We start from the raw sequence: 5,770 nt of genomic DNA on the forward strand, positions 1-5,770 counted from the left end.
TCCGTAAGTATAGAGGAAGAAACCGGTTTGTTTTTCCTCTTCTTTTCCTAAGACAGATGTTCTGATATTGGCTAAGAGTGCGTTTTGTTTAGCCATATCGGTTAATCCACTGTAGAAGAGAGCATTTGGCATGACCAAATAGCTTGCTGTTTGTGGTACAGGGGCAACGGTAGGGATATTTGTTTCAGGATCAGGATTTGAACCAGAATTGGAGCCAAGCAGTTCGGGTTGCAAACGGAAATCCCAGAAATTTTCATTCTTTTCATCAAAGAGGTTTTGTGCAATATCGGCTTTGCCTTGGCTTGAGTCTGGTCCATAGGCACGTAGTGTATACATATCCGGTAAGCCACCTCTTGTGGTATAACCATTTACCAGTTTGAAAGAGTTTTCTTCTGCTTTTCCAGAAACTTGAATGAGTGAAAGACCACGGACATTGGCAGCAGCAGAGGTGTTTGCTTCGATATTGTTCTCTTCTAAGCGCCCCGTGACATAAACTGATGTGTTGCCAGAGACATCCCCATGGATCAAAAGTCTATCGGTTTTTTGGTCATTTATTGCAGCACCATCACTCCAAGCCGTATTGAAGTAAATCTTTGCATCACCCGTTGCATTGTAGACTTCTTGCGTGTCTGGTTTACCAGAACCTATATGCAATGTTTGGTAATGATCTTCGGTTGGTTTCTCAAAAACAATGGAGCTGTTATCGAGATTAAGCACAGAAACATCAGAACGAGATCTTTGAGCGATATCAAGCAGATTGCCATCATCATCTTTTTCATTTTTGCTGATTTTCAACGTCCACGTTGTATTGTTTTTTAAATCAAAGTGCACATTTCTGTCTTTAGCAATATTTGCTCTGCCTTCTAGAGTAGACTGATCAGTGCTTAAGGTGAAGGTGCCGTTGGAGATCGCTTTAACCTCTTTATCATTCCAATAATTATCGGTTCCCCAAGATTTTGGATTTTCGAAAATACCATCTCCTAATAATACGTCGGCATGGATTTCTGAATTTTTGAGATTGACTGTACCGATTGACAAACTTGGAATATCTTCAATGTTATCGTTAGTAAAAGCTCCAACAAAAATTCCAGTACCATTTTCAGCATGAAGCTCTGCATTAGTCAGATTGATTTCACTGTTTTTACGTTTTTGTGGAACATCTGGATAATCTAGATCAGGATTAGAGAGAGCTATAAATTGCAAACCAGCAACTCCTGCTATCATAGAAGTATTCACGACATCAATATGTCCGTTAAATGCCGCCCATAGTGCAACTTTTTTTGCTTCTATTTTATTTTTCTTCCCATTCTGAAGGGTGTCGGATTGGGTATCTAGACCTTTAGAATTAGCATCAATAGCGCCATTAATCATCTTAATTGTGCTATCTTTACCAATAGCGAGACCAACATCAACATTTTGAATGGTTGTTTTGCCATTTAATTCAACTATACTGTCAGCCTCCCAAGTGTTTACACCAACGGTTGCTGCTTCGGACTCACCACCGATTATTGTTAAATCTCCGCTAATAATTTTACTTCCATCCTCTGCATAAAGACCTTCATCAAAATTTTGAATGGTTGTTTTGCCCGTTAACTGAATTTCACTCCCAGAGCCCGCTGTCCATACACCAGATCGTGCTTCATTGGGGTTGTCATTAATTGCTTTACCACCGACTATTGTTAAATCTCCGCTGGTAATTTTACCACCATTATAGGCTCCAAGACCGTACGAAACTTTTTCAAAGGTTGTATGCCCCTTTAATTGAATTTCACTATTGGGATCAATGGCTATTATACCAGAAGTGCCGTATTCTTGGTTTTCATAAGCAGTTATTGTTAAATCTTCGCTGGTGATTTTACCACCTTTTTCTGCTCTCAGTCCGTCTCTAACTTTTTCAATGCTTGTTTTGCCTTTTAATTCAATTATGCTTCCAAAGCCATGGGCATTTGCACCGTTTCCGAAGTTATCGGTTGTTAGAGTAACATCCGTAATTTCAATACGTCCACCATTTTCTGTAAGTAATGCGCCTTCATGTCCATTCAAACTTCCTCCTATGACAGCCCCTCCTTTCATTGTGATCTTGGATTCTATACCATCTGCATGGAGTCCAGTACCATTAGATGATGCGACTGTAACATTGTTGTTTAAAGTAATGATGCTGCCATTTTGAGCAGATATTGCTGTATTTTTTGCACGAAATGATCCTCCAGACACTGTTATTGTTGAGTGATCCTCTGCAAATATGCCTGTTAGTGCTTGAGTAACGGTTACATTGTTCAAGATTACTGTGCTGTTTTTAGCATTTATTCCTAAGGATAGTGAACTGTTATCGTTTTCACTCGATATTACCACGTCTTCCAGCTTGTTTTTTTTACTCTTACTGTCAGAAAAGGAAGCGCCAGTGCTAGATAAAATGCCAGATGAGGAGGGCCCCATTCCAGAACATGTAATTGTTCCTTTAGTCATTTGAAGTGTAGCACCGTCTTTGGCTTCAAGGCCTAAGAAAATACCAGAACCAGTTCCTTTAATGGTTGTGCCATCCAGTAACTCAATCGCACTGTCAGCACCTTCTGCTGTTACAGCATAGACGGTTTCGTTTGTGCCCTGGTTTATATCTTTATTCGTAACAATGGTTAAATGTTTTCCAATGATTTTGCCACCGTCTTTTGCGTGAATAGTTTCGTAGGTTTTATCGGATACTTCTTGTTGTTTTCCCTCAGAAACTACGAGGGTTTCAGCATGTGCACTGAACTGGATGTTAAATAGGATAATAGCGGCTACAGCCGTGCATGATAAAAGGGATGTTTTATACACTAGTATTCTCCTTATGAGAGCCCCCAAATATTCATTTCCCCGCGAACTTCATAAGAAGAAGTGAAAATGGATAGTTGATATTAATTTCAGTAATTGTCTTTATTTGGTAAGACATTTTTGGTTTTTTGTCAAAATTAAAAAATAATTGATATTAATTATGTCTAATACAAAATGTATTTATAACTGATTTTATTTAAAGAATTATAATTTTGAATATTATTATTCAGAGAAATATTGTGAGATACTGATATAGTGGTACCATGACATCTTTTACGTGATGGTAGGGATTATTATATGACCCAAATTGGGGTTATGAGGGAACAAAAAAGGATGTAGAAGAAGCTTATAAAAAAGCTAATCTACTTGGGCTTAAAGTGGATTTTCATTTTTCAACACAGTGGTATTAATTTATTTCTAATAGACTTCTCTTTTTCTCAAAGTAGGAAGTACTTTTCATCCACTGGGGATGGAAGTGCTCTGTTGCATTTGTTGTGTCTTGTCTTGGTGATTTTCGTAAAGAACTAAGTATAAAGAGGGAAGGGTGCTTTAAAAGGAAAAAAGATGGCTTTAATGTACAAAAAAGGCAGCATATTGTGGCTGCCCTTTTTGTTAAATTGAATAGAATGAATAGGCTATTTTTATAGCCTTGTATTAAAACTGATAGCGTATGCCACCTGAAAAGCTTGCACCACTTATACCAGTTTTCTGAAGCTTTTGTCGATAGCTTACATCACCGTAAAGAGAGAAGTTGTGAGATAGTCGCGCATTGATACCAATTCCTCCCTCAATTGCTGTTCCCATGGGATCAAGGTTAAAATTCTTGCTCATTTGTACTTTTCCATTATCACCAAAGGTTTTGATCAAGTTTACTTTTCCATAGAAGGAAAGGGCAGGACCATTTTCAGCAGTCATAATGGTTTTGGTTAAACGTCCACCAACACGGATCAACCATTGAGAAGGATTTTTCATATCAACGGTAAAATTATCAGCATCTTCAATGGTATTAAACATCAAATGTTGATAAGCAAGTTGTGCTTGAGGCTCGAAGGTTAAGCCTTCCATTCCGGTTGCAAACTCTTTGCCAACAGTGGTGGAGATACTCAACATTTTGGCATTTTTCAACTTTGCGGTTTTGCCAATGATAGCATTGCCGATATCTCCTTTTAGAATTCCATAGGATAACAGTGTATCTATATAGAAACCATTGTCATGCTGCACGCTGCCATAAGCTGTTAGTGACCATTTATCCAATGTGCTCTCACTGACATCATCCATATCCTTTGGAGTGAAAGATAGCCGCCCATAGGTGCCTACAAGACCGAAATGTGTCGTGGTATTTTGTCCTTCTAATACCGCTAATGTGACACCGGCTTGGAGAGCAGCATAACGGACATCAGCACCATAACCATATTTAAGGGGACCACGTTTCGAGGATAAGGTTCCTTTACCCCCATAGGTAGAGAGGAAGAAACTGTTTTTTAGATTTTTCTGCTCTCCCAAGACTGTTGTTCTCATATTGGCTAAAAGTGCATTTTGCTTGGCCATATCGGCCAATCCAGTATAAAAGAAAGCATTTGGCATAACCAAATAGCTTGCCATTTGTGGTACAACTGCTCTTACTTTTGAATCGGGGTTAAGAAATTCAGACTGCAAGCGAAAATCCCAGAAATCTTTATCCTTTTCATCGAATAAGTTTTGGTTAGCATTGGCCTTGCCATAACTTGATACTGGTCCATAGGCAGTCAGCGTATATTTATAAGGAGTTCCTCCTATGGTGGTATAGCCATTTTTCAATTTAAAGGAGTCTTCTTTTGCTTCTCCAGAAACTTGAATAAGTGAAAGTCCACCTATATTGGAAGGAGCAGAAGCATTTTCTACACTCTCTTTATCCCCTGAAGAACTTTTGACGTAAACTGTTGTGGTGCCTGCTACATCACCGTGAATGAGAAGCCTATCGGTTTTTTGTGCATCTATTGCAACACCATCACTCCATATAGCGTTGAAATGAATTTCTGCCTCACCAGAGGCATTATAGACTGCTAGAGTGGTTGGTATTCCAGATCCTACATGCAATGTATGATAATGATCTTCTACCAGTCCATTGAAAACAATAGAACTATCATTGAGATTGAGCACAGAAATATCAGAACGTGACCTTTGAGCAATAGCAAGCAGTTTTCCATCATCATCGGTTTCTTTTGTACTGGTTTTCAATATCCATGTTGTCTTGTTTGCCAAATCAAAGCGTACAGTTCTGTTTTCTGCAATTTTTGCTCTTCCCTTTAATACCGAGTTATTAGCATTTAGTGTAAAAGCAAAGTTATTTTCTTTAGTGGAAGCTTTTGCTGCTAATAAAATATCGGCACTGATTTCTGAATTTTTGAGATTGGCTATACCGATTGATTGGTCTGCATTAATTCCAATACTATTTTCAGTGCGAAGCTTTGTATTTGTCAAGTTGATTTCTAAGGTGTTATCGTCCTCGGATTTATCAAATGTTATGCCACTGTTTTCTGCTGTTGCAGAAACATTTGTTACATCAATATATCCGCTATTTTTTACAACAAATGCTGATCCTTTTGCTGCTACGGTCCCTCCATTCATTTTAATCGTGCCACCGTTTTCTGCATAAAGCCCGATGAAAGTATTGCTAATCGCTGTATTTCCATACAATTCAATTAAGCTGTTAGGATTGCTGGTAGCTGCACCGTATCCGTTACCATCCATCGTTGTTAGAGCAACGTCTGTGACCTTAATATGTCCACCATTCATTGCGAACAATGCCATGGTTTTCGCAGTTACTGTTCCCCCAGTCATTATGATTGTGCCACTATTTTCTGCATCAAGTCCGGTTACAGCATTATCAATAGTTGTCTTCCCATACAATTCAATCAAGCTGTTAGGATCGGTGGTAGCTGCGCCATAGTTACCATTTGTTGTTGTTAGAGCAACATCT

At 38.7% G+C, this 5,770-nt stretch carries 2 protein-coding genes; both read right to left on the reverse strand.

Annotated features, from left to right (window positions below; translation table 11 throughout):
• On the reverse strand, positions 1–2,814 hold a 2,814-nt coding region (locus ACFIM8_RS08565; protein ID WP_375614786.1), incomplete at its 3' end, for an autotransporter outer membrane beta-barrel domain-containing protein.
• Between the two features lie 651 nt (positions 2,815–3,465).
• On the reverse strand, positions 3,466–5,770 hold a 2,305-nt coding region (locus ACFIM8_RS08570), incomplete at its 5' end, for an autotransporter outer membrane beta-barrel domain-containing protein (RefSeq protein WP_375607489.1).

This window comes from Bartonella sp. AC535YNZD (genome assembly GCF_042196625.1).
Taxonomy (GTDB): domain Bacteria; phylum Pseudomonadota; class Alphaproteobacteria; order Rhizobiales; family Rhizobiaceae; genus Bartonella.